Here is a 23,314-nt window from a genome sequence, read left to right as displayed (position 1 = left end):
AATGATGCAGGCATCTTCTACCCCTCACTACGTTGGCAGCCAAGGCGCCGACTGGTGGCGTGGGGCCGTGATCTACCAAATTTATCCGCGCAGCTTTCTAGACAGCCGTGGCGATGGTATTGGTGACTTAAAAGGAGTGATCGACAAGCTTGATTACATCGCCTCGTTAAACGTCGATGCCATATGGCTGTCGCCGTTTTTCACCTCTCCCATGAAAGACTTCGGCTACGATATCAGCAACTATCGCGCCGTCGATCCGATGTTTGGCACCTTGGAAGATTTTGATCGACTGGTAGAAGCCGCTCATGCGCGAGGGTTGAAGGTAACCATCGACCAGGTGATGTCGCATACCTCTGACCAGCACGCTTGGTTTGAAGAGAGCCGACAAAGCCGTGATAACCCCAAAGCGGACTGGTACGTCTGGGCCGATCCCAAGCCTGATGGTGCGCCGCCGACTAATTGGCAGTCGGTGTTTGGCGGCAGCGCTTGGCAGTGGGATACGCGCCGTTGCCAGTATTATCTGCATAACTTCCTGGCCAGTCAGCCGGATCTCAATTTCCGCACTCCCGCCGTGGTGGACGCCATGTTGGAAGAAGTACGCTTTTGGCTGGAGCGGGGCGTAGACGGTTTCCGTCTTGATGCGGTGAACTTCTGCACTCACGGTGAACTTAACGATAATCCCCCGCGCGAAGAAGTCATTGAAAGCTTTTTAGGCGTTCGCCCAGACAATCCCTATGGCTACCAGTTACACCAGTACGATAAAACTCAGCCGGAAAACGTGGTGTTTTTAGAGCGCCTGCGCAGCTTGCTGGAAGAGTATCCTGGCTCGACGAGCGTTGGTGAAGTTGGTGATGACGACGCCCTGGGCGTGATGGCTGAATACTCCCAAGGCGGTAATCGCCTGCACATGTGTTACTCCTTTAATCTGTTGACCGATAAAGCCGACCCTGGTTATTTGCATGAAACGCTCACCGAAATGGAGGCTAGAATTGGCGATGGCTGGCCCTGTTGGGCGCTGGGAAATCACGATGTTACTCGCCTTGCCACCCGCTGGCAGGCCGAAGGGCAGCTGGATAAGCTGCGGCTTTATATGGTGTTCCTGCTTACCCAGCGTGGCAGCGTGTGTCTCTATCAAGGTGAAGAATTGGGCTTGCCAGAGGCCGAACTGACGTTTGAACAGTTGGTAGACCCTGCAGGCATTACCTTCTGGCCTGCCTATAAAGGCCGCGACGGCTGCCGAACGCCACATCCTTGGCAAGCCGACGTGCGACACGCTGGCTTTAGCGATGTTGCGCCCTGGCTGCCAGTGCCCGATTCTCACGCCAGCCTCGCCGTTGACCAGCAAGATAACGATGCCGGTTCGTTGCTCAATGCTTATCGCGAGTTTTTGGCGTTCCGCCGTACCCTGCCTGCGCTAGTAAAAGGCAATGTGCGCTATCACTGCGTGCGTGACGATGTACTCTGTTTAGAGCGCACTTATCAACAAACACGCTTGCTGATTGCGCTGAACTTTAGCAATCAAACTGTCACTCGCTCAGCCCCAGAAAATGCGGAGTCGCTCAACGCCGCCCCAGCATGGCTAAACGGTGAGTGGCAGGGTGGCCAGTTAATGCTACCACCTTACGGCGTGGCGATTGCCCATTGCTCACAAACCGAGGAGGACGCACCATGGGACGTTTAACGCTTAGCGGCATCGGTAAGTCCTTTGACGGCGTTGAAATCTCTCGGGATATCGATCTCACCATTGAAGATGGCGAGTTTGTGGTCTTCGTTGGCCCCTCTGGCTGCGGAAAATCCACCTTGCTGCGAATGATTGCCGGCCTGGAAGACATCACCGAAGGCGATATGCAGCTTGATGGTCAGCGGATCAATGAGATCCCGCCCCAAGAGCGGGATATCGGTATGGTGTTCCAATCCTATGCACTTTACCCGCACATGAGCGTGGCGGAAAATATGGCCTTTGGCTTAAAGCTGGCGCGTACTGATAAAGCCGAGATTCGTCACCGTGTACAGCATGCCGCTGAAATGCTGCACTTAACTGAGCTGCTTGAACGCAAACCTAAAGATCTTTCCGGTGGCCAGCGTCAGAGGGTGGCTATTGGCCGAACCTTGGTAAAAGAGCCAGCGGTGTTTCTGTTCGATGAGCCGCTCTCTAATCTGGATGCCGCGCTGCGGGTGGATATGCGGGTGCAGATTGCGGCACTGCATAAGCGCTTGAATGCCACCATGATCTACGTGACCCACGACCAAGTGGAAGCGATGACTCTGGCTGACCGTATTGTGCTGCTTTCACGTGGCCGTATCGCCCAGGTCGGCGCGCCGCTCTCGCTCTACCACTTCCCTAAAACCCTTGAAGTAGCTGAGTTCATCGGCTCGCCGCGGATTAATACTTTCACCGTCACGGTGGTAGACCCAGGCGAGCGTCAAACAGTAGTGCGTCTGCATAGCGGTGACGCGCTGACAGTGGCGGTCAATGGCAAGCACCTTCAGCCAGGGGATAGCGCAACGCTTGGGCTACGGGCGGAAGATTTTGTCGCAGCCGAGGAGGCAGAAGCCACGCTGAGTGCGACCTTAATGGTGGCGGAAAAGTTGGGTTACGAAACGCTGGCGCATTGGCAGGTAGCAGGTATCGACGCTCCGCTAACTCAGCGTTTAGATGGTTTGACTCACCTAGAAGAGGGCCAAACGGCGAGGCTGGGGCTAGCGGGTCAGCACTGCCACCTATTTGATCAGCGCGGCAATGCTTGCCCCCGGCAGGTTGAAGTAGACGGCGTTAGCCAATAATTAATAAGCTGATTTATATGGAAATAAAGCGCATCAAATTTTTTTGGGGCGCTTTTTTTTAATTTTTTTAAATAAGAGTGCATCCAAAACGTCTCCTCGTGTGTATCCCCTATACAGCCACACTTTGCAGTGGTTGATACAAAACCCAAGGAGACTGAAATGACCATCCAACCTCTTACGCGTGCAGCACTCGCCGCTACTTTGATTGCATCCTTCAGTCACGTTGCGCTGGCCGATATGGCGCCTGCCGACGTTCAAGTGCCAGACGGCAATACTATCGCTCTGGAAACCGTCGGCGTTGGCGCAATTACCTACATGTGTGAAGCCAAAGACGACGGGGCTATGGGCTGGGTATTTAAAGGCCCGCATGCGGCGCTTAATGATAGCGAAGGCATGCAGGTTGGCAGCTATTATGGCCCGCCCGCTACCTGGGAAGCACTGGATGGCTCTAAAATAACCGGCACTCAGCTGGCAACTGCCGCGAATGGTGATGGCAATATTCCGTTGCAGCTCGTTGAAGCGAATCCTGCTGAAGGTGAGGGAGCGATGACTGGCGTTAGCTATATCCAACGCCTGAATACTCAAGGTGGTGTCGCACCGGATGTGGCCTGCGATGACGCCCACGACGGTGCCACCGCAGTTGTAACCTATCAAGCAGACTATATTTTCTGGACAGCTAACTAAGTTCTCTAATTGCTTAGTTGTTAGTAACACCTTTGTTAAGCAAAACTTTTCTCAAGAAACATATCTAAGTAAGGCTAGAGGCTCGTCTCGCGAGTCTCTAGCCGCTATGCTAGCCAAAAGAGCGACAATGACCGTATCGGCGATATATTGGTGGATAATATCGGCGCGTCACCAGGGAGCTAGCATGTGTCTGATATAGGCGTATCTACGATAGCCAACGACTTCGATTATGCCGATGCACTCGCCCGCTGCGCACGCGGTGAGCAAACGGCGCTAAAGCAGCTTTATCGTCAAGAGGGTGCCCGACTGCTTGGCGTTGTCATGCGTATCGTGAAAGACCGCGGTATGGCTGAAGACATTGTTCACGATGCTTGTCTGAACATCTGGCAACGTGCCGATAGTTTCGACCCTGAGCGGGGCTCTGCCCGCACCTGGATATTCAGTATTGCCCGCCACTTAGCATTAAATGCTATTCGCCAGCGCGGCCGAGAAATCAGGGTGGATATCAACGACCCAGGCGAGCTAGCCGATGATGACACCTACCAACAGTCATTATCGACGACGGCGGAGGCCTTTGACTGGCAGACTGGCCAGCAGATGGATGAGTGCTTGCAGCAGTTGGAAACCGAGCGTCGAAACTGTGTGTTACATGCTTACGTGGATGGGTTAAGTCATGCCGAAATTTCTGCACACACTGGCGCGCCGCTAGGCACTGTCAAAGCCTGGATTAAGCGAAGCTTGCTTCGCCTGCGGGAGTGTATGTCATGACACGTTCAAACGAAAACGATGACCTTCATACGCTTGCAGGGGAGTACGTGTTGGGGGTGTTACCCATCGCTGAGCGAGAAGCCTTTGAAGCACGTTTAGCCAATGATTCCAAATTACAAGCCATCGTGGCTGCCTGGGAAGAGCAGTTTTTCCCCTACACCGCGATCGTTGATCCTGTTACCCCATCAGATTATTTATGGCCGCGCATAGAGCGCAGCATGCAAACTGCATCGAAAAGACCGGCGCGCGTTCCCAGGTCGGTACCAACGTCTCGACGCTTGGTGCATAGCCTGCCATTTTGGCGCGCCGCCACCGGCCTTGGTTTGGCTGCTGCGGTGACGATGGGGGTGATGTTGACCAATGTCACTAGCGCACCAACAACGCCGGAATATATGGTGGTGCTGTTAGCGCCGCAAACTCAATCAGCAGGGTGGGTCGTGCAGGCCGCCAACCGCCAGGAAATTCAACTGATCCCGTTGGGCACTTTTGAAGTGCCCGAAGGAAAAGCACTGGAGTTCTGGACCAAGGCGGATGACTGGCAAGCGCCGGTTTCACTTGGCCTAGTAGAGCCAGGGCAACCGCTGCGTTTGCGTTTAGACCAGTTACCGCCGCTTGAAGATAACCAACTCTTTGAACTCACGCTAGAAGATGACACCGGTTCGCCCACCGGTTTACCGACGGGCCCCATTGAGTTTATTGGCCGCGCGGTGGAGATTTAACGCATAGCGTTATTAACGACGGTAACGATATCAAAGGCTAGTTCCGAGTGGCTTAAAAGAACGTTAAACCGACTTGGAATAGCCGCTCCACGTCACGAATGCGCCGCTTGTCGATCACAAACAGAATGACGTGGTCGCCGCTTTCGACCATCACATCCCCATGACCAATGATGACCTCTTTTCCCCGCACAATGGCACCGATGGTGGTGCCTTCAGGCAGGTTGATCTCTGCAATGGTGCGTCCCACGACCTTGGAAGACTGCTTGTCGCCGTGGGCGATAGCCTCAATGGCTTCTGCAGCGCCACGGCGTAGCGAGTGTACATTGACGATATCGCCCCGGCGGACGTGAGTAAGCAGGCTACCGATGGTCGCTTGCTGGGGTGAAATGGCGATATCGATTTCGCCCCCCTGAACCAAGTCCACGTAGGCAGCGTTGTTAATCAGCGTTAGTACTTTCTTGGCTCCCAGGCGTTTGGCCAGCAGCGACGACATAATATTCACCTCGTCGTCGTTGGTCAGAGCACAAAAGATATCGCAGTCTTCAATGTTCTCTTCTTCCAGCAGCCGCTTACTGGTGGCGCTGCCGTGGAGCACTACTGTGCGGTCAAGCCGCTCGGAAAGCGCGGTACAGCGCTCTAAACTGTGCTCGATAATTTTAACTTGATGGCTGTGCTCGAGGTGCTCGGCCAAGCGTTCACCGATATTGCCACCACCGGCAATGACCACCCGGCGAAAATCCCGTTCAACGCGGCGTAGCTCGCTCATTACCGCGCGGATATCGCGCCGTGCCGCCAGGAAAAACACCTCGTCATCAGCTTCAATCACCGTATCGCCACGGGGAATAATCGGCCGGTTGCGGCGGTAAATCGCCGCCACGCGTGTTTCCACATTGGGCATGTGCTTGGCTAAAAAGGCTAAATCCTGTCCAACCAGTGGGCCACCGTAAAATGCTTTTACCGCCACCAGCTGTACCACGCCACCGGCAAACTCCAACACCTGCAGTGCGCCGGGATGCTCAATCAGGCGACGCACATGATCTGTGACCACCTGTTCGGGGCTAATCAATACATCAATCGGAATTGCTTCGTTGGCAAATAAGCCTTTACGGGTGAGGTAGGCGGTTGAGCGTACGCGGGCAATTTTGGTAGGGGTACGAAACAGCGTATGCGCCACTTGACAGGCGATCATATTGACTTCGTCGGTATTGGTTACCGCAATCAACATATCGGCGTCTTCGCAGCCCGCCTGACGTAGCACAATGGGATACGAAGCGGCGCCCGTCACGGTGCGAATATCCAGTTTGGTGTGCAGTTCGCGCAGTTTCGCACCATCGGTATCGACAACGGTGATGTCATTTTCTTCGCGGGCAAGGTGCTCTGCCAGGGTGGCACCGACTTGGCCGGCACCCAAAATAATAATCTTCATCGGTGATTAGATCACTCTGGCGACATGTCACCAAAGATAGTCACCTATCTATAGGGAAGCTGTCGAGTGAAGCAGTGGTAGGAAACGCTATTAATGAGCCAAAAGCTCATTTTTTTACACCTTTTTGACGGCTAACGCCTTAAACGCCATCGATTTTTTACGCAGGCAATCTCTAAGCTCAAGGTGCCAATCAAAGGAGGCACATCGATGAATATTGCACTGTTGATAATCGCGACCGGCACTGCGGCGTACTTGTTTTACGCGCTAGTTTGCCCCGAGCGTTTTTAGGAGATTGCCATGAACGACATGATCGCCATTTATGCCATCGTGGCATTACTTGGTGTGCCACTAGGGATATACATTGCCCGCGCGCTAAGTACTCAGCCCAGTCGAATCGACACGCTATTCAGAGTGATAGAGACGCCTATTTATCGATTAGCAGGCGTTAACAGTCAAAGCGTGATGACGTGGCAAGTCTATGCACTCGCCATTCTGAAGCTGCATGTAGGCTTGATACTACTGGCATGGTTGGTGTTTATGTGTCAGGGCTTGCTGCCCCTGAACCCTGATGGCATACCCGGCATGAAGTGGGATACAGCGCTCCATACGGCGGTATCGTTTGCCACCAATACCAACCAGCAGCACTACTCAGGCCAGGCGCAGCTTTCCCACCTAAGCCAAACCTTTGCCATTGTAACGCTGCAGTTTTTAACACCTGCCACGGGGCTTGCCGTACTGGTCGCCATAGCACGTACCTTACTAGTGGCTCGGCCAGCAGGAACGTTAAAAGGAGTTGGCAATTATTATCATGACCTGACCCGCACGGTAGTGCGCGTCATGTTGCCGCTGGCAGCAGTGGTGGCGTTGTTGCTGACGTCCCAAGGAGTGCCTTCTAGCTACCAAGCGGCGCATCAGGTGGAAATGCTGGATTCGCAAGTGGAAGAGGTGCAGTCGATACCCTTAGGGCCGGTTGCGTCCATGGTCGCGATCAAGCAGCTGGGAACCAATGGTGGTGGCTGGTATGGGCCAAATTCTAGCGTTCCGCTTGAAAACCCAACGCCGTTGGCCAATGTGATTGAAACTGCTTCCTTGACGATCATTCCCTTCGCATTACTGATTGCCATTGCACTTATTAGTGGCCGACGCCGATTAATGATGGGTATTGGTGCTGTGATGCTGACGTTTTCGCTGATTTCCACCTCTGTGGTGGTTTCTTCGGAACGGATGCCGAATGCTGCTCTTGTCGAGCTTTCTCAACCCGGCGCTAATCTGGAAGGCAAAGAACTGCGTTTTGGCACCGATCTTTCCGCTTTGTGGGGCAGTTGGACGACACAAACATCGAACGGCTCAGTTAACGCCATGCACGACAGCTTCAATCCCATGGGCGGCATGATGGTGTTGATGGATATGTTTGTGAACGTCACCTTTGGCGGCGTAGGTGTTGGGCTTATCGGTTTCTTTCTCTATCTGATGTTGGCGGCTTTTGTTGGCTCATTGATGGTCGGTCGAGCGCCAGAACTGTTTGGTAAGCCGCTAGAAACCCGTGAAATGCGCTGGATCTCGCTAGCAATCCTGGCGCAGCCGTTAGTCATTCTTGGTCTTTCTGCACTTACCGTAGCGATGCCTAACGCTGCTGGAACCTCAAACCCTGGTTTCCACGGCCTATCCCAAGTGCTTTACGAATTTACCTCTGCATTTGCCAATAACGGCTCTGGTTTTGAAGGGCTTGGCGATGATACGCCCTGGTGGAATCTCGCCTGTGTTATTGCACTGATGGTCGGCCGATTCCTGCCCATGCTGGTGCCATTAGCGGTGGCCGGATGGTTGGCAGCGAAGCGCACTGCACCCGCAGGACGCGGCACCTTGCCGATGGATAGCCCGGCATTTATGGGATTGACCGCCGGTGTAATTGTGATTGTTAACCTGCTGGGCTTCTTACCGGCGTTAGTGCTTGGCCCGATTGCTGAAGCCGTGACGCAAGGCTTCTAGGAGAAACGAGATGTCACATACTGAGCTTGCTAAACAGCCGCGTCGTCCGCTACCCGTTGGCCAGGTCGTCGCTGGGGCTGTGAAAGGACTTGCGCCTCAACAACTTGCGCGAAACCCGGTGATGGCCGTGGTCGCCATTGGTACCGTCGTGTGCTTTGGGCTGACGCCCATGGCTTTTGCCCAGGGAGAAAACGGCGGCTTTGCATTGGCCATAGCGTTGTTGTTGCTGGCCACCGTTCTGTTCGCCACGGGTGCCGAGTCGCTGGCAGAGTCACGTGGTAAAGCCCACGCTGGGGCGCTGCGTAAAACCAAGGGAGAGCTGAAGGCGGTTAAGCTGAACGCTGATGGTACGACTAGCAATGTAACGGCCGACTCCCTCCGCAAAGGCGATCGTGTGAAGGTTGTGGCGGGACAGCTGATTCCCGCCGATGGCGATATCGTTGAAGGAGCTGCCTCGATCAATGAGTCGGCTGTCACCGGTGAATCTGCGCCCGTACTGCGTGAAGCGGGCACTGATAACAGCGGTGTCAGTGCCGGGACCAAAGTACTGTCGGATCATCTGATTATTGAAGTCAGCGCTAACCCTGGCGAATCGTTGTTAGATCGCATGATTGCCTTGGTAGAAGGCGCCAACCGTCAGAAGACACCTTCCGAGCTGGCGCTATCGGTACTCTTGGCCATGCTAACGCTGGTGTTTTTGATCGTGGTCGTCACGTTGGTACCCATGGCGGCTTTCGTGGGCGTTGAAACCTCCACGGTTATGCTTGTGGCATTGCTGGTCTGTTTAATTCCCACCACTATTGGCGGCCTCTTGCCTGCTATCGGTATTGCGGGTATGGAGCGCGCTATGCGGGCTAACTTGGTGGCTAAATCAGGTAAAGCCGTCGAGATTGCTGGCAGCATCGACACCTTGCTACTGGACAAAACCGGCACGATAACGCTTGGCGATCGCCGTGCGACGGAGTTTGCTCCTTGCCAACAGGTTCCGCGCCAGCGAGTCCGTGACGTGGCGTTTTTAACGTCACTGGAAGACCCTACGCCGGAAGGGCGCTCAATTGTTGAGCTAGCCACTGAACAAGGCGTCGATGTCCAGCTTAGTAAAGAAGCCGATGGTGCAACTTTTGAAGCGTTCAGTGCTGAAACACGTCTGTCAGGCGTTGACCTGACCAGTGGTAAAAAGCTGCGCAAGGGGGCACCGAATGCTATCGCTGAATGGGTAAAAGCCCAGGGCGGTGACATACCCAGCGATTACGAGCAGGTCATTGCACGTATCTCACGGGATGGCGCAACCCCCATTGCGGTGGCAGAAGGCAAACAGATTTTGGGCGTGGTGGCGCTGTCTGATGTGATTAAAAGCGGTATCGCGGAGAAGTTTGCTGAACTGCGTGCCATGGGTATCAAAACCGTAATGATCACGGGTGACAACCCGATTACGGCGTCGGCTATTGCCGCGACGGCAGGCGTGGACGACTACATTGCTGAAGCCACGCCAGAGCGCAAGCTAGCGTTGATTCGCGAAGAGCAGGCCAGTGGTCGCTTGGTTGCCATGGTGGGTGACGGTACTAACGATGCTCCCGCTCTTGCTCAAGCTGATCTAGGGTTGGCAATGAACTCAGGCACCCAGGCAGCCCGTGAAGCGGCCAATATGGTGGATCTGGACTCTGACCCCGGCAAGCTGATTAGTGCGGTGGAAATTGGCAAGCAGTTGCTGGTTACCCGTGGCGCGCTGACGACTTTCTCGCTGGCGAATGATGTGGCTAAATACTTTGTTATTTTGCCAGCGCTGTTTGCCGCCAGCTTCCCTGCGCTTGGCGTGCTCGACGTTATGAATTTGCACTCGCCGACCACGGCGGTGCTAGCAGCGGTGCTATTCAACGCGTTAATCATTCCGGCATTGATTCCCTTTGCCTTGCGCGGTGTGTCTGTGAAGGCGGCATCGGCGACGGAGTTGTTGCGTCGAAATCTGCTGATTTATGGCCTGGGTGGGCTGCTACTGCCATTCCCCGCCATCAAGCTTCTCGACATGCTGATTGCGTTATTTATCTAGGAGAAACGTGATGAATGTAGATATGAAACGCCAGATCGCTGCGAATGACGATGTGCTGCAGGCAAAGGCTTCCTGGGGCAATGCACTTCGCTTTATGGTGGTAATGGCAGTTCTGCTGGGGCTGATTTACCCGTTGGTTACCACAACACTGGGCGGCTGGTTATTCCCCGAGCAGGCGCAAGGTAGTTTAGTTCGAGACGTCTCAGGTCGGGTGGTCGGGTCAAGCCTGGTGTCCCAAACGTTTGTCAGCGATGAGTATTTTATTGGCCGCCCATCAGCGGCGGGCAATGACGCAGGTGATGTCTCAGGATCTAACTTGGCGCCGAGCAACGTATCGCTGCGCGAGCGTGCCCAGGCAGATGCAAATGCCATTGCTCAACGTGAAAACGTAAGTGTCGATCAAATTCCAGTTGATCTGATTACCGCGTCTGGGTCAGGTATCGACCCGCATATCTCACTAGAGGCGGCTGAGCTACAGGTTGCCAGAGTAGCGCAAGCACGCGGCATCGACGAAGCTACTGTGACGGCGCTAATTGATCAAGCACTTGAAAACACAGGCTGGCTGGGCTCACCGGTGGTGAATGTGTTGCGGCTGAATGTCAGTTTGGATGATCGTTTTCCAGTATCATCAACCACCGCAGCGCCATTAACCCCAGCACCCGTCACCCCGACGGCTTCAGACACCATGGAGTAAACCAATGTATTCAGCGGATCAGCGACCCGATCCCAATACATTGCTAAAAGCCGCGCGCCGAGAGGCGCGCGGCTGTTTGCGTGTATTTCTGGGAGCCGCGCCCGGTGTCGGTAAAACATACACCATGCTTCGCACCGCCCGTGAACGGGCAGAGGAAGGTGACGATATTGTAATTGGCGTGGTGGAGTCACACGGACGCGCTGATACCGAAGCCTTGTGTGATGGGGTGGCACGGCTTCCGTTAGCGCCTTTAAAGCACCATGGCCGAACCTTCTATGAATTTGATATTGACGCGGCCCTGGCGCGGCGCCCCACTATTTTGCTGGTGGACGAACTTGCCCACCGTAATATCCCCGGCAGTCGGCACCCGCGTCGTTACCAGGATATTGAAGAGCTGCTAGATGCAGGTATTGACGTGTGGACAACCGTTAACGTCCAGCATCTCGAAAGTTTGAATGATGATGTCGCGCGGATTACTGGGATTCGCATGCGTGAAACGGTGCCCGATGCGCTGTTAGAGCGCGCCCGAGATGTATCGCTTGTTGACTTAACGCCTGACGAGCTCCTTGAGCGCTTAAGGCGCGGCAAAGTCTATATACCCGAGCAAGCCCGTGCCGCCATGGAAGGCTACTTTAATGAATCCAATCTCAACGCGCTGCGTGAGCTGGCGATTCAAACTATGGCCGAGCGCGTAGATGCCGATGTGAAGGTGGCAATGGATGCTGGCGGCAGGGCAGGCCCCTGGCCGGTGAGACCGCATCTGTTGGTGGTCATTAATGGAAGTGAAGACGACGTATCGCTGGTTCGCGCGGCTCATCGGATGGCAGAGCGGCGCTTAGCGGTATGGCGAGCGGTTTATGTTGATAAAGGAATTGTTTCTCCACAGCAGCAACTGGCCGTTGAACAAGTCTTCAGCCTGGTCGCTCGGCTGGGTGGCGATTCAATACGTTTACAGGGGCATAGCCAGCTAAGTGAGATTCTCAACTATGCACGTTCAATTAATGCGACCACTATTGTGGTGGGTCGCGAAGCGAAGCGTCGCTGGTGGAAATGGTCACGGCCATTGGCCCAACGCTTGATGGCGCATGCCGAGGCATTCGATATTGTTGTAGTGGCTAAAGGGGCTTTGAAACAACGCGCCAATCAATGGCAACATGGTTGGAAGCTGCATCCTCCCCAGTTACTGGCCGCTAGCTTGGCGGTTATGGCATCCCTAGGGGTGGCTGTCATGCTGGAGCCCTGGCTTGAGCTAGCTAACTTATCATTAGTGTTTTTAGTGGCCGTACTGTTCAGTGCGGTATGGGCGGGTACCGCGATGGCAATGTTCAGCGCCATCGCGAGCTTTTTAGCATTTAACTTCTTCTTTACCGAGCCGCGTCTCACCTTTGCCATGGTGGAGCGTGGGCAGTTGCTAACGGCAGTATTTTTCTTGCTCGTTGCCGTGGTGGTTGGGCAGCTTGCAGGCAGGGGACGTCGGCGTTTAATTGCACTGCGTGCTAGCCGCGATCAGACTCAGCTTTTGTTGCGTTATGCCGAACAGCTATCAACCGCGACAGACAGCGCCAGTGCAGCAAAAATTGGCGTTGATACATTGGTGCAGTGCTTTGCGGTGCCCACGGTATTTATTGAAAGCGCCGAAAGCGCGAATGAAGTGCGGGTTGTTCATGCGCTGCCGGATTCGGTGCGCTTAGACATGGCCGCTAAGCAAGCTGCGGTGTGGAGTTGGCAGCATCAAAAGCCCAGTGGTCAAGGCACAGACACCCTGAGTCAACAGGCTTGGCGCTTAATACCCCTGGCAGTGCAGGGAGAAAAAGTAGGGATGCTGGCGCTTAAACTATCGGAAAGCCAAAAGGCGCTCACCTACGAACGAGAGTCGTTAATGGATACGCTGGTGCGTCAGCTTAGTATGGCGCTAGAGCGCACTCGGCTAGTGGCAGAGCTGAACACAACCCGTGTCTCCGAGGAGAACGAACGTCTGCGTTCTGCGTTACTCTCATCGGTGTCTCATGATCTACGTACACCACTTTCCTCTATTATTGGCTCAGCCAGTTCGCTGATCGAGCTCAAACCGCAGCTAAGCGATAGCGACCAGCGTGAGCTGCTTGATGGCATCCTGTCTGAAAGCGAGCGCCTTAATCGATACATACAAAACTTGTTGGATATGACCCGACTAGGGCACGGCACGTTAAAAATTGAGCGAGACTGGGTAGCGTTTGACGACGTTATTAACTCAGCGCTCAAGCGCTTGGGTCAGTCACTTAAGCATGTCGTTGTCCGCAAGTCTTGGCCTCCTTCGTTACCGCTACTTTATGTCCACCCTGCGCTGGTAGAACAAGCGTTGGTGAATGTCTTGGATAACGCCCAACGTTTTTCACCACCAGGCGGAGAATTGAGCATAAAGGCGCACCTTAACGAAGGTGATCCCGCAACGCTGGTGATTACTGTTGAAGATCAAGGCCCGGGCATTTCTCCAGAGTTGCGCGAGCAGGTATTCGATATGTTTTACAGTGGTGGCGACGGTGATAGAAGTGCCCACGGCAGCGGCCTTGGTTTAGCCATATGTCGTGGCATGATTGGTGCCCATGGCGGCACTATTATGGCTGAAACCGGCGAAAGAGGACGAGGTACCGCGATTATTATAACGCTGCCACTGTTAGGTGCAGATATCAGGAGGGGTGATGAAGAGTGAAGGCAGCGGTCGCATTCTAATTGTTGATGATGAGCAGCAGATTCGACGTTTTCTGCGTATCAGTTTAGCTTCTCAGGGCTACGGAGTATTGGAAGCAGAGAATGGCGAGCAAGCGTTAGCCATGGTGTATACCCAAGCCCCTGACGTCGTGCTGCTCGATTTAGGCTTGCCTGATATGGACGGCCACGAAGTACTGCAGGGGATACGTGAACACAGTACCGTGCCGGTCATTGTGGTATCTGTTCGTGATCGGGAAGAAGAGAAAGTCTTTTCGTTGGATAACGGTGCCAACGATTACGTTACTAAGCCCTTTGGCATTCAAGAGTTACTAGCGCGTATAAGGGCGGTATTGCGCTTGGCCCAGAAAGCTAGGGGAGAGCAAACATCAAGCTACTATGTCAGTCAGGGGTTAGTGATTGATCTGGAACTAAGGCGTGTCACACTACAACAAGAAGATGTGCATTTAACGCGAAAAGAGTTCGCTGTGTTAGCGCGCCTGTGCCGCTACGCCGGGCGAGTCGTTACACAGACTCAGTTGTTAAAAGAAATTTGGGGGCCAACGCATGTTGATGATACGCACTATCTGCGCATCGTGATCAGCCGGTTAAGGCAGAAACTGGGGGATGACCCACAAACCCCCACCCTGCTTCAAACAGAAGCAGGCGTCGGGTATCGATTATTGGTAGAAGCCGCACTGCGCCCTGGAACGTAGCGCCGCTCTAACAAGGTTAGCGTCGCCAGAACATCGGCGTGAGCAGTACCACGACCGTTAAAATTTCCAGGCGACCCATTAACATACCGATGCACAATAGCCATTTAGCGGCATCGGGTAGTGTTGCAAAGTTACCTGCCGGATCAATGGTATCACCGAGACCAGGGCCTACATTCGCTACCGCAGTGGCCGCTCCGGAAAGGGCAGTGACTAAGTCCAAACCTAATGCTGAAAGGCCCAATGCAAGCACTGCAATCGTAATAAAGAAGAAGAAAGAGAAGGCCACTACGCTGCGGGAAATATCGCTGGTCACTGGCTGCTGATTATAGCGCGTTGTGAAAACACCATTGGCGTGAATCAGATAGCGCAACTGATTACGCAACATCAGCATAGCGATTTGGAACCGGAAAATTTTCATACCACCGCTGGTAGAGCCGCTACAGCCACCCATAAACGTAAGATAGAAAAACGCTGCAATGGGTAATGAACCCCATAGGGTATAGTCGTCGGATGCATAGCCCGTAGTGGTCACGACTGAAATGACGTTAAACGTGACATGAGTGAGCGAGACAAACCAGTCATCGCCTTGGTAAAAACGCCACGCGCTGAGAATCAAGATCGCTGTTAGCAGCAGTTTTAACAAACCACGGACCTGTTGGTCTTTCCACAGTGCGCTGCGAGAAGTGCGAATAAAGCGAATATACAAGACAAAGGGAAGTGCTCCACTGAGCATGAAAAAGCTACCCATCCATAGCAGCCACGGCTGCTCAGCGTAGGCACCAAACGAGGCGTCAGAGTTAGCAAAGCCACCGGTCGCCAGTGATGTCATTCCGTGAACCACTGCATCTAGTGGCAGCATTCCACCGACCCAGTAGCTCAGCATGGCCAGTAGTGTCAGCCCCACATAGATACTTAGCGTCGCTTTAGCAATGCCGCCCGTGCGGGGCATTACTTTATCGGACCAATCCGATGATTCGGTGTGGAATAGCCGCATGCCGCCTACTTTAAGAAACGGAAGAATGGCGATGCCCATGACGATAATGCCGATACCGCCCATCCACTGCATTAAGCCTCGCCACAGCTTTAGGCCGTCGGATAAATCTTCGATCCCAGATAATATGGTTGACCCGGTGGTGGTAATCGCGGAGACCGACTCAAAGACTGCATTAGTGACGCTGAGTTGGGGCGCACCTAAAATAAGCGGAAGGCTGGCAAAACAGCTAATGCTGGTCCAACTGCCCGCCGTCAATATAAACATTTGCCAGGGCTTCAGCTCCAGTGATACTCGGCGGGTTAGCAACCAAGTAATAAGCGTGGCACTGAGAATAATGAGAAGCGACATTCCGAACGCAGGAGCGTCAGGATCTTTTTCAATAACGAGAACAATCCAAGGCAGTGCCATAAACATGGCAAGCACTAACCATAATACTGCCATGATTTTAAAGATTTGTGCCCAATTGCGGTAAGCGTCTCGATAGTAAATTCCGCTGGGAAAGATGGTCATAGATCCGCTCTTAAATTGCCCTAATGTTTATCGCGATATAACACCATGGCAACCACAAAAAGTCCGTAAAATTTCCCTAAAAAAACACCCAAGTAGTGAAGGAAGTAATGAAAAAAAACCGGCCCTATCAATAGGGCCGGTAAGGAGCAAGTTGCTCAAGCGAGGAATTAGTGTGCCAATTAGGACTAACCTTTGACGCCCCCTGCGGTTAACCCGCCAATAATCCAGCGTTGGCAGATCAAGAACGCAACGGTAATGGGCAGGCCGGAAAGCACGGCGGCGGCGGCAAAGTTGCCCCAGCGTTGGTTGTGGTCGGCAAGGTATTGTTGGGCACCTACCGCTAGAGTGAGTTTGTGCTCATCCACCAGCAGTACTGAGGCCATGGGGTATTCCATGATACTCATCACAAAAGCCAGAATGAAAACCACCATCAAAATGGGAATCGACAGCGGCAGCAGAATGTAGCGGAACGCCTGCCAGGTGCTGGCGCCGTCGACCATAGCCGCTTCTTCCAGCGAGCCATCAATCGACTCAAAGTAGCCTTTAATGGTCCAGATATGCAGCGCGACCGCGCCCAGTGATGCCACGATCAGCGCGCCGTGGGTGTTGATGCCTAACCAGCCAACAAACTGCCCCAGTCGATCAAACAGGGCGTAGAGCGCCACGAGTGACAGTACGGCTGGGAACATCTGGAAAATCAGCATGCCTTTCAAAAGCGGTTCTTTGCCTTTAAAGCGCATGCGTGCGAAGGCGTAAGCGCTCGTCGTCGCTAACATTAGAATCAGCACCGAAGAAACTACCGCCACTTTTATCGAGTTCCAAAGCCACAACAGCACGGGAAAGGGCGGTTGAACAATGCTGCCATCCGGGCGTTCCCAGGGAATTCCCAGTGCTAGTGACCAGTGTTCCAACGAGAAATTCTTGGGAATTAAGCTGCCAGAGGCAAAGTTACCCTCGCGAAATGAGATTGAAATCACCAACAACAGCGGGAAGACAATCAGCGAAACAAAGCAGATCAGTGCAAGGTGTGCGCCCAAGCGGCGCGCGCCCACAGAACGGGGTTGAACCATGGCCATGAGTAACCTCCTAAACCTTAACCTTGGAAAGGCGCAAATTAAGCAACGACATACCCGCAACCAAGAGGAAAATGAGCGTTGCGATGGCGGCTGCCAGCCCAAAGTTCTGTCCGGCATCCTGGAAGGCAATGCGGTAGGTGTAGCTGACCAATAGATCGGTGGTGCCTGCTGGGGTGCTGGCGCCCAAAATGTCAGGGTTGCCGCCGGTTAATAGCGCAATTAGCACAAAGTTATTGAAGTTAAATGCAAAGGCGGCAATTAACAGTGGTGTTAGCGGTTTAATGATCAGCGGCAGGGTAATCTTGAACAGGTTAGTAATTGGGCCGCCACCATCTACCGCTGAGGCTTCGTAAAGATCTTGAGGAATTGCCTGGATTAGCCCCATGCACAGCAGCAACATATAGGGGTAGCCCAACCACGTATTGACAATCAGTAGCATGGAACGCGCTAGCCACGGGTCGGTAAACCACTCCGGCCGAACACCAAACAGCGTGTCCAGAATCATGTTTACTTCACCGAAGTGTTGGTTAAACATGCCTTTAAAAATCAGGATGGAGATAAAGGCGGGCACGGCGTAGGGCAGAATTAACAGCGTGCGATAAACGGCTTTGCCCTTAAGTTGGTCCCACTGCAGCAATGACGCCAACACAAAGCCAACGGCCAGGGTAAAGACCACCGTCAGTGATGCAAACACAAAGGTCCACACAAAAATTTGCATGAACGGGCCGCGAATGTCTGGATCGGTGAATATCTTCGTATAGTTGGTAAACCCTACATTGACTGGCCATCCCGGCGTGATTCTTTCGCCGTTATCAGCGACAAAAAATCCGATAGCGGGGTCGGGTGTAATAATGCGGTCATCGCGGCGATCATAAAGCGAGCCGTCTTCACGAGCTTCATAGCGATCTACCATAGGGGCAAACTGGCGTAACCCTGCCATACGCAGCTCCGCGCCATCCGGTGTCAGCAGCCTAAGCCCTTGCAGAGAATCACGTGCCTGGATGATAGCGCGCATTCCCAGTGGTTCTTGGGCAGGCGAAGCGTCTACTGCCTGAATACCTATTTGGCGGGTTTCATGGTTGGCGAAGTTGAGCGGTGAAGAAACGAAACGCTGGGTCGTGTCTGCCTCACTGTTTTCCAGGTATAAGCGGATAAGCTCACCTTCCTGGTACAGCGTTAGGTCAAACGCGTTGCCTTCCTGTTGATAGGTTTGGCTCATTAGCTGGCCACGAACGCGCTCTTCCGATAGCAGGTTGCTTGAGCTGTAATTACTAAAGCTAATGCCGATGGTGTAAAGCAGCGGGAAAATAACAAACACGCCAAGTCCCGCCACGGCAGGAAAAATATAGCGGTGGCTCATTAACGTACGTTTAGTAAACACCACCCCCAGCGAGGCACCCAGCAATAAAAAGAGTAAGGCAAACATCCACTGGCCGTTAAGGTGGAATGCCAGTACTAGCCATAACAGCACGATTACCAAGGTGGCAATAACGCAGCGAAGTGCCCAGCGGGAGTAACGTTCGGTGAGATGGCGAGAGCGGTGGCGGGGAAGGCCACGAGAGGCGTTAGTGGTATACATAGTGACATCCTGAAAGCTGCCCGGTGGCATTGGCTACCGGGCAGAAGGGCAGAAAAAGCTTACTGGCGCATACGCCGCGCAGCCGCATCCAGCGCTTCTTTGGGCGATTGGCGGCCACTGCCGATGTTTTGCAGTGCGGGCTCCATGGCTGCCCAGAAAGCACCCATTTCAGGAATGTTCGGCATGGGCATACCGACTTCCGCATTTTCAAGCGTCGCGGCAATGTTGGGGTTATCAGCAAGTTTAGCCTGATAATCGATATGGGCTACCGCCCCCAGTGAGCCGTCGCTGTTAAATGTGTGCATGCCCTCTTCGCTAAGCAGATAGTTTTCTAAAAACTCTACGGCGAGAAAATCATTGGGTGTGGCGGAGTTAATCATTGCCGTCATCACACCAAACATGGGTTTAGCACGCTCATCACCCACTTTCGGTAGCAGCGCGACGCCGTAGTCAATTCCGCTACGCTCTAGGTTTGGCCAGGCCCATGGGCCGCTAATCATGGTAGCTACTTCGCCCTGGTTAAAGCGGGTATCCATCAAGTTGTAATCAGTGCCGCGGGGTAGCACATCACTTTCGATTAGCTCAACCAACAGTTCTGCCCCTTGTAGGGCACCTTGGTTGTTAACGCCTATATCGCTGACGTCATAGCCGCTGTCGGTCTGCTTGAAAGGGTAGCCGCCGTTGGCCGCTAGCAAGGTCCAGCCGTAATACGGCTCGCTGTAATCAAATAAGATGGCCTTTTTGCCGACTTGAGAGAGCGTTTCGTCAAGCTCCATCAGCTCGGCAAAACTTTCTGGCGGTGTTTCTATCAGGGTTTTGTTGTAAATGAGGCCCAGTGACTCTACCGATATCGGGTAGCCGTAGGTTTCACCATTCCACAGCGCAGCTTCCCAGGTGAAGTCGTAAAACGCCTCACGGAAGCTGTCACTTGGGGCGACTTGTTTCAATAAACCACTTTGTGCCCACTCACCCATGCGGTCGTGAGCCCAAATGACGATGTCCGGCCCCTGGCCACTCCCCGCCGCTTGCTGAAAGCGGTCAGTAAGGTTATCGGGGAAGACCACCTCAACTTCGATTCCTGTGTCTTCAAGAAACTGCTCGGCAACCACGCGAATGCCTTCCTGGCCTTTATTATCACCCATCCAGATAGTGAGGCGATCATCCTCAAACGCAAAGGCGGGCAGGGTGACACTGGCAGCCAGCGTGGCGGCTAGCAGTGGCATCATGATTGGACGATACGTTGCCATAATGTGAATACCTCATTGTTGTTGTCATAGAGTGCTGCGAGCGTTTTGATGAGCAGCGCTTTAGTCAGTGCCAGCGTCGCCAATTCCAGGCAATGTCACCTCATCCTCAGAGGGCGTAGCGATGGCGTATCCAAGGGGCGTAGAGTGGAATAAAAGGTAACAATAAAGAGCTATAACGGTTGGTGCCGGGATCGGTGCTACGCAGAGACGGCACTTTGCAGAGAAAGAAGTAAATGACAGTAAAAGGCGTAAATGGGGAGGCAACGCTATTTTTTTGTAGTAAAATTACATGAAATGTTGCGTATAATGCCCCGTATCAGATAGATTTTAGGTAATCTAACTACATTAGATCATCTAATTATAAATAGGAGCTGAGATGAGCCAGTCACATTCCCCGCTGGGCGATAAGAATCACGCTATTGATTTAGCGCTGTTTGGGGCGCTTGGCGATCTTGCGATGCGCAAGCTGTTTCCTGCGCTTTATCACCTTGACCGTGAGGGCTTAATGCCCAAAAGCACGCGGATTATGGGGCTGGCGCGTCAAGCGCATGACACCGCGGCATTTCGCCAGTTAGTCAGCGGCGCACTGCAAAAGCGGCTGAAAAAAGATGAGCAGGATAAAGAGAGCCTTGAGCGTTTTCTAAACCGGCTTGACTATTTGCAGCTGGATTTCAAAAAAGCCGAGGGTTTTGAGCAGGTACGTGAATGGCGCGAAGGCTCCGATCAACCTATGGTCGTCTATCTATCTGTTGCCGCAATGATCTACGGCGATATTTGCCGCAACCTTGAGGCGAGTGGCAGCCTGGATGAGCAAACGCGGGTCATTGTTGAGAAGCCCATTGGCTACGATTTGGTGTCATCAGAAGAAGTTAACGACGCTATTGGGGCCGTTTTTCCTGAGTCGCGTATTTACCGTATTGACCACTATTTAGGTAAAGAAACGGTACAGAACCTGATTGCGCTGCGCTTTGCTAACCCGCTTTTTGGGACGCAATGGAACCAGAACCACATTTCTCACGTAGAAATTACCGTTGCAGAAAAGGTCGGTATTGAAGGGCGCTGGGGCTACTTCGATGATGCCGGACAGCTTCGCGATATGGTGCAAAACCACCTGCTCCAGCTATTGTGTTTGATTGCCATGGACCCGCCTTCCAATCTGGATGCTGACGCCATTCGTGATGAGAAAGTAAAAGTGTTGAAAGCGCTTAAGCCTTTTAGCGGTGAGGCGCTGGGGCGCGACGTGGTGCGCGGCCAATATACAGCGGGCACCAACGACGGCCAGCCAGTACCTGGCTATCTGGAAGAAGAAGGGGCGAATACTGAAAGCCAGACCGAAACCTTTGTGGCAATGAAAACCGAGGTTTCTAACTGGCGCTGGGCGGGGGTGCCGTTTTACCTGCGTACCGGTAAGCGCATGCCTGAAAAGCTATCCCAAATCGTGATCCACTTCCGCCAGCAGCCACACTATATTTTTGACCCTGACCAGCGGGGGATTGCGTCTAACAAGCTGATCATTCGCCTGCAGCCGGATGAAGGTATCGCGCTTCAGGTGCTCACCAAAGACAGCGGTTTGGATAAAGGTATGCGTCTGCGGCCTGGCCCGCTGCACCTGGATTTTAATAGCGCGTTCCCCAAATCGCGTATCCCCGATGCCTACGAGCGCCTGCTGCTGGAAGTCATGAAAGGACAACAGTATTTGTTCGTACGTCGTGATGAAGTCGAGCACGCCTGGCGCTGGTGCGATCAGCTCATCGACGGTTGGAAAGCACGCGAAACACCGCCGCGCCGTTACCCGGCAGGCTCTTGGGGGCCGGTTGCCTCCATCGCCATGATTACCCAAGATGGCCGCAGTTGGTACGAGGATTATTGATATGAGCGAAGCACGTCAAGCGCTAGCGGAGCAGTTAGCAGAAGCGGTCTTTCAGGCATTAGCTGAAGACTTAAGCCGCCAGGATCGCGCGTTATTAGTCGTATCGGGGGGTTCTACACCAGTGCCATTTTTTAAATCCCTGGCAGCCAAACCGCTACCTTGGGAGCGCATTGACATTACCCTGGCCGACGAGCGCTGGGTGGATGAACAAAGTAGCGATAGCAATGCCAAGTTGGTGCGAGAAAATCTGCTTCAAGGGGCTGCCGCAAAGGCTAACTTTGTACCGCTAACCTCAGATGACTCAACGCCGGAAGAGGGTGTTGAAGAGGTTGCTAAACGCACGGCATCTCTGCCTTGGCCCGCCAGCGTTGTGATTTTGGGAATGGGAGGCGATGGCCATACGGCATCGCTATTCCCCGACAGCCTGGAGCTTGGCTTAGCACTTTCCACCGATGAGCCGCTTGTCGCGGTACGCACGCCTAGTCAGCCGCAGCCGCGTATTACTTTCTCGGCAGATCGCCTGCATCAGGCGCATCGACATATTTTACATATTACTGGCGATGATAAGCGCAGCGTATTGGCAAACGCCATGAATGGTGATGATGTCCGTAAGCTGCCGATTCGCGCGTTTTTATCTTGCCCGTTAGCGATCTATTGGGCGCCGTAACGCCTGGGCTTTCGCCAATAAAACGTTTGCCAGTAAAAATTGCTTGGAGACTCACTGATGACAATCGATAAACAGCTACCCTCAACGCGCACCGCCGAGCTTGATAGCATTTGCTTAAAAGCTGAGGTCATTCCGGTGATTACCATTGACCGTCTTGAAGATGCGGTACCGTTGGGCCGCGCCTTGGTGGAAGGTGGCTTAAGCGTGCTTGAAATTACCTTGCGTACTGACTGCGCGCTGGAAGCAATTAAACGCATGAAAGAAGCGCTGCCGGGAGCCAGCATCGGTGTAGGTACCGTGTTAACGCCCGCGCAATACCGCCAAGCTGAACAGGTAGGTGCGGATTTTGTAGTGACACCGGGCGCGACAGAGGCCCTTTATCGCTATGGCGTAGAGAGCCCTGTGCCGATGCTGCCCGGCGTATCAACGATCTCTGAATTGATGACCGGCTGGCAGTACGGCTATCGCCGCTTCAAGTTTTTCCCGGCTGAGTCCAGCGGTGGTGCCAAAGCCATTAAAGCCTTTGGCGCGCCGATTCCCGAAGCACGCTTTTGCCCAACCGGCGGTATCACGGTTGATAACGCTGAAACCTACCTTTCACTACCCAATGTTATGTGTGTAGGTGGTTCTTGGCTAACGCCGAAAGCCATGGTTGAAGCAGAAGATTGGGACGGCATTCGCGAGCTGGCCCGTCAGGCCGCTGAGCGTTTTCACCACTAAAGAATACGATGTAAATCGACACGAGCACTCTCGTTACTTGCCTCACTGATATCGGGTCGTGTGGGTAAGTCATTTGCCCGAGCATATTGCCATGCTCGGGCTTTTTTGTGCGCTCCATCTAACGGCGTAAGGCAGAGAA

Annotated in this window: 19 protein-coding genes; 14 read left to right on the top strand and 5 right to left on the bottom strand. The window is 53.5% G+C overall.

From position 1 onward, the window contains the following. Position 1 precedes the first annotated feature (1 nt). The 5 genes from L1X57_RS17375 to L1X57_RS17355 all read left to right on the top strand — a co-directional run bounded on the left by L1X57_RS17375 (position 2) and on the right by L1X57_RS17355 (position 4,955). Complete coding sequence (locus L1X57_RS17375) at positions 2 to 1,681, top strand: alpha-amylase family glycosyl hydrolase (protein WP_009723673.1); 1,680 nt, start codon at positions 2 to 4, stop codon at positions 1,679 to 1,681. After that, positions 1,669 to 2,784: a sn-glycerol-3-phosphate ABC transporter ATP-binding protein UgpC gene (gene ugpC, locus L1X57_RS17370; protein ID WP_009723672.1), complete on the top strand. Its 1,116-nt coding sequence runs from the start codon at positions 1,669 to 1,671 to the stop codon at positions 2,782 to 2,784. Before L1X57_RS17375 ends, ugpC begins: the two co-directional genes overlap by 13 nt. Positions 2,785 to 2,943: 159 nt before the next feature. Next, positions 2,944 to 3,468 carry a DUF3455 domain-containing protein gene (locus L1X57_RS17365; protein ID WP_009723671.1) on the top strand — a complete coding sequence of 175 codons (525 nt, stop codon included), beginning with the start codon at positions 2,944 to 2,946 and terminating at the stop codon, positions 3,466 to 3,468. 186 nt (positions 3,469 to 3,654) lie between these two features. Further along, the gene (locus tag L1X57_RS17360) at positions 3,655 to 4,236 is read left to right on the top strand and encodes a sigma-70 family RNA polymerase sigma factor (RefSeq protein WP_009723670.1); all 582 of its coding nucleotides are present in this window, start codon (positions 3,655 to 3,657) and stop codon (positions 4,234 to 4,236) included. After that, complete coding sequence (locus L1X57_RS17355) at positions 4,233 to 4,955, top strand: anti-sigma factor (protein WP_009723669.1); 723 nt, start codon at positions 4,233 to 4,235, stop codon at positions 4,953 to 4,955. The genes L1X57_RS17360 and L1X57_RS17355 overlap by 4 nt, the downstream gene beginning before the upstream one ends. A 52-nt stretch (positions 4,956 to 5,007) precedes the next feature. On the opposite strand, the gene trkA is transcribed toward L1X57_RS17355, so the two are convergent. After that, positions 5,008 to 6,381, bottom strand: a complete 1,374-nt coding sequence (gene trkA / locus L1X57_RS17350) for a Trk system potassium transporter TrkA (RefSeq protein WP_234667809.1) — start codon at positions 6,379 to 6,381, stop codon at positions 5,008 to 5,010. A 207-nt stretch (positions 6,382 to 6,588) separates the two neighbouring features. Between trkA and kdpF the strand changes: the two genes are divergently transcribed. The 6 genes from kdpF to L1X57_RS17325 are packed head-to-tail and all read left to right on the top strand — an operon-like array spanning position 6,589 to position 14,512. Next, positions 6,589 to 6,669: a K(+)-transporting ATPase subunit F gene (gene kdpF / locus L1X57_RS18905; protein WP_083003017.1), complete on the top strand. Its 81-nt coding sequence runs from the start codon at positions 6,589 to 6,591 to the stop codon at positions 6,667 to 6,669. 9 nt (positions 6,670 to 6,678) lie between these two features. Next, complete coding sequence (gene kdpA, locus L1X57_RS17345) at positions 6,679 to 8,370, top strand: potassium-transporting ATPase subunit KdpA (protein WP_009723667.1); 1,692 nt, start codon at positions 6,679 to 6,681, stop codon at positions 8,368 to 8,370. A gap of 10 nt (positions 8,371 to 8,380) precedes the next feature. After that, positions 8,381 to 10,417 (top strand): potassium-transporting ATPase subunit KdpB, encoded by a 2,037-nt coding sequence (gene kdpB, locus L1X57_RS17340; RefSeq protein WP_009723666.1) that lies wholly within the window; start codon positions 8,381 to 8,383, stop codon positions 10,415 to 10,417. A gap of 10 nt (positions 10,418 to 10,427) precedes the next feature. Next, on the top strand, positions 10,428 to 11,111 hold the full coding sequence (kdpC, locus tag L1X57_RS17335; protein ID WP_009723665.1) for a potassium-transporting ATPase subunit KdpC: 684 nt from the start codon (positions 10,428 to 10,430) through the stop codon (positions 11,109 to 11,111). Between the two features lie 4 nt (positions 11,112 to 11,115). Further along, positions 11,116 to 13,800 (top strand): sensor histidine kinase, encoded by a 2,685-nt coding sequence (locus tag L1X57_RS17330; protein WP_009723664.1) that lies wholly within the window; start codon positions 11,116 to 11,118, stop codon positions 13,798 to 13,800. Further along, the gene (locus tag L1X57_RS17325) at positions 13,790 to 14,512 is read left to right on the top strand and encodes a response regulator (RefSeq protein WP_009723663.1); all 723 of its coding nucleotides are present in this window, start codon (positions 13,790 to 13,792) and stop codon (positions 14,510 to 14,512) included. The genes L1X57_RS17330 and L1X57_RS17325 overlap by 11 nt, the downstream gene beginning before the upstream one ends. Before the next feature lie 16 nt (positions 14,513 to 14,528). On the opposite strand, the gene L1X57_RS17320 is transcribed toward L1X57_RS17325, so the two are convergent. The 4 genes from L1X57_RS17320 to malE all read right to left on the bottom strand — a co-directional run bounded on the left by L1X57_RS17320 (position 14,529) and on the right by malE (position 19,918). Further along, positions 14,529 to 16,016, bottom strand: coding sequence for a TrkH family potassium uptake protein (locus L1X57_RS17320; RefSeq protein WP_009723662.1), 1,488 nt, complete (start codon positions 16,014 to 16,016; stop codon positions 14,529 to 14,531). A gap of 185 nt (positions 16,017 to 16,201) precedes the next feature. Then, complete coding sequence (gene malG, locus L1X57_RS17315; protein WP_009723661.1) at positions 16,202 to 17,092, bottom strand: maltose ABC transporter permease MalG; 891 nt, start codon at positions 17,090 to 17,092, stop codon at positions 16,202 to 16,204. A gap of 10 nt (positions 17,093 to 17,102) precedes the next feature. Beyond that, positions 17,103 to 18,671 (bottom strand): maltose ABC transporter permease MalF, encoded by a 1,569-nt coding sequence (gene malF, locus L1X57_RS17310; RefSeq protein ID WP_009723660.1) that lies wholly within the window; start codon positions 18,669 to 18,671, stop codon positions 17,103 to 17,105. A gap of 59 nt (positions 18,672 to 18,730) precedes the next feature. After that, the gene (gene malE, locus L1X57_RS17305) at positions 18,731 to 19,918 is read right to left on the bottom strand and encodes a maltose/maltodextrin ABC transporter substrate-binding protein MalE (protein WP_009723659.1); all 1,188 of its coding nucleotides are present in this window, start codon (positions 19,916 to 19,918) and stop codon (positions 18,731 to 18,733) included. Between the two features lie 376 nt (positions 19,919 to 20,294). On the opposite strand from malE, the gene zwf reads away from it, so the two are divergent. From zwf to L1X57_RS17290, 3 genes are read left to right on the top strand one after another with little or no spacing between them, the layout of a single operon-like run. Beyond that, a complete protein-coding gene (gene zwf / locus L1X57_RS17300; RefSeq protein ID WP_009723658.1) occupies positions 20,295 to 21,788 on the top strand; it encodes a glucose-6-phosphate dehydrogenase in 1,494 nt (497 codons plus the stop codon). 1 nt (position 21,789) lies between these two features. Further along, on the top strand, positions 21,790 to 22,455 hold the full coding sequence (gene pgl / locus L1X57_RS17295; RefSeq protein ID WP_009723657.1) for a 6-phosphogluconolactonase: 666 nt from the start codon (positions 21,790 to 21,792) through the stop codon (positions 22,453 to 22,455). 57 nt (positions 22,456 to 22,512) lie between these two features. Further along, positions 22,513 to 23,175, top strand: a complete 663-nt coding sequence (locus tag L1X57_RS17290) for a bifunctional 4-hydroxy-2-oxoglutarate aldolase/2-dehydro-3-deoxy-phosphogluconate aldolase (protein WP_009723656.1) — start codon at positions 22,513 to 22,515, stop codon at positions 23,173 to 23,175. Positions 23,176 to 23,314 lie beyond the last annotated feature (139 nt).

The sequence above is a fragment of the Halomonas sp. TD01 genome (assembly GCF_923868895.1).
In the GTDB taxonomy this organism is placed as follows: Bacteria; Pseudomonadota; Gammaproteobacteria; order Pseudomonadales; family Halomonadaceae; genus Vreelandella.
Note: the sequence above shows the minus strand (reverse complement) of the source record. Positions and strands in the feature narration are given on the sequence as shown.

Bases quoted from the DNA above. Each gene is read 5' to 3' on its own strand.
- kdpF (WP_083003017.1), top strand. From the start codon at position 6,589: ATGAATATTGCACTGTTGATAATCGCGACCGGCACTGCGGCGTACTTG.
- trkA (WP_234667809.1), bottom strand. From the start codon at position 6,381: ATGAAGATTATTATTTTGGGTGCCGGCCAAGTCGGTGCCACCCTGGCA.
- malE (WP_009723659.1), bottom strand. From the start codon at position 19,918: ATGGCAACGTATCGTCCAATCATGATGCCACTGCTAGCCGCCACGCTG.
- kdpC (WP_009723665.1), top strand. From the start codon at position 10,428: ATGAATGTAGATATGAAACGCCAGATCGCTGCGAATGACGATGTGCTG.
- zwf (WP_009723658.1), top strand. From the start codon at position 20,295: ATGAGCCAGTCACATTCCCCGCTGGGCGATAAGAATCACGCTATTGAT.
- L1X57_RS17375 (WP_009723673.1), top strand. From the start codon at position 2: ATGATGCAGGCATCTTCTACCCCTCACTACGTTGGCAGCCAAGGCGCC.
- L1X57_RS17330 (WP_009723664.1), top strand. From the start codon at position 11,116: ATGTATTCAGCGGATCAGCGACCCGATCCCAATACATTGCTAAAAGCC.
- ugpC (WP_009723672.1), top strand. From the start codon at position 1,669: ATGGGACGTTTAACGCTTAGCGGCATCGGTAAGTCCTTTGACGGCGTT.
- L1X57_RS17290 (WP_009723656.1), top strand. From the start codon at position 22,513: ATGACAATCGATAAACAGCTACCCTCAACGCGCACCGCCGAGCTTGAT.
- malG (WP_009723661.1), bottom strand. From the start codon at position 17,092: ATGGCCATGGTTCAACCCCGTTCTGTGGGCGCGCGCCGCTTGGGCGCA.
- kdpA (WP_009723667.1), top strand. From the start codon at position 6,679: ATGAACGACATGATCGCCATTTATGCCATCGTGGCATTACTTGGTGTG.
- kdpB (WP_009723666.1), top strand. From the start codon at position 8,381: ATGTCACATACTGAGCTTGCTAAACAGCCGCGTCGTCCGCTACCCGTT.
- L1X57_RS17355 (WP_009723669.1), top strand. From the start codon at position 4,233: ATGACACGTTCAAACGAAAACGATGACCTTCATACGCTTGCAGGGGAG.
- L1X57_RS17320 (WP_009723662.1), bottom strand. From the start codon at position 16,016: ATGACCATCTTTCCCAGCGGAATTTACTATCGAGACGCTTACCGCAAT.
- malF (WP_009723660.1), bottom strand. From the start codon at position 18,671: ATGTATACCACTAACGCCTCTCGTGGCCTTCCCCGCCACCGCTCTCGC.
- L1X57_RS17365 (WP_009723671.1), top strand. From the start codon at position 2,944: ATGACCATCCAACCTCTTACGCGTGCAGCACTCGCCGCTACTTTGATT.
- pgl (WP_009723657.1), top strand. From the start codon at position 21,790: ATGAGCGAAGCACGTCAAGCGCTAGCGGAGCAGTTAGCAGAAGCGGTC.
- L1X57_RS17325 (WP_009723663.1), top strand. From the start codon at position 13,790: ATGAAGAGTGAAGGCAGCGGTCGCATTCTAATTGTTGATGATGAGCAG.